General features: G+C 62.2%; 1 pseudogene. It reads left to right on the top strand.

What is annotated here, in order from left to right:
• Positions 1 to 368: 368 nt before the first annotated feature.
• Positions 369 to 747 (top strand): annotated as a pseudogene (locus V6C16_RS14635) (hypothetical protein); the annotation flags it as partial.

Here is a 747-nt window from a genome sequence, read left to right as displayed (position 1 = left end):
GTGGTGCGCAACGGTCTGGACGTTCTCGGCGTAAGCGCCCCCGAAAGCATGTAGCAGCGCTTGCCCCGGCACGGGCTTGCCCGGAATGCCGCTTTGCCGCAAAACCGACAGGCAGGACTGACCGGCAAACTTTACATCTGCCCGTAATGGCAGGATCCGGGGCAACACCGTGCAGCAGAAACGCACGGGCCTTGCGCAGGCCAGTCTGCCGCAGACAAAAAAACTGCGCAGTCTCCAAAGCAAACCGCACACAAACATGCGTACCGCGCCGCACAGACCGGCGCGGTACGCATGCCGGAAAAACGCGCGGCTCTCCGCCGCGCCAATGCCTTGCATCCAACGCTTACAAGGACTAGAAAGGAAAAAGAATGCCTCCACCGCTTCGCAAACCCAGGCAGAAAAGCGCCCCCGCCACAAATGACAAACGGCGTTTTACCCTTCGCCTGTCCGCCCCCATGCTCAGTCTGTTGGGGCTGGTGCTTATGGCCGCCGTGGGCTGGTCTTTCTTTATGGGTTTCATGGTGGGACGCGGGCAGAACCCCGAGCAGCGCGTGGAACAGATGACCGGTCTGCAACTGGATGGCCGCAACAGGCCAAATGGCATGGGCGGACAACTGGTTCAGGACACGGCAGAATCTGGCGATCCCACCGCTTCAGGCGCTCAGGCCGGAGTTGAGGCTGGAATTGGAACCGCAGCCGATGCGGCGCATGTTCCGCCCGCCGGAACTCCCGCTGCCGCCCCACAGG

The organism is Desulfovibrio sp. 1188_IL3213 (genome assembly GCF_036763145.1).
Taxonomy (GTDB): domain Bacteria; phylum Desulfobacterota; class Desulfovibrionia; order Desulfovibrionales; family Desulfovibrionaceae; genus Desulfovibrio.
This window is presented reverse-complemented; position numbering and strand designations above follow the sequence as displayed.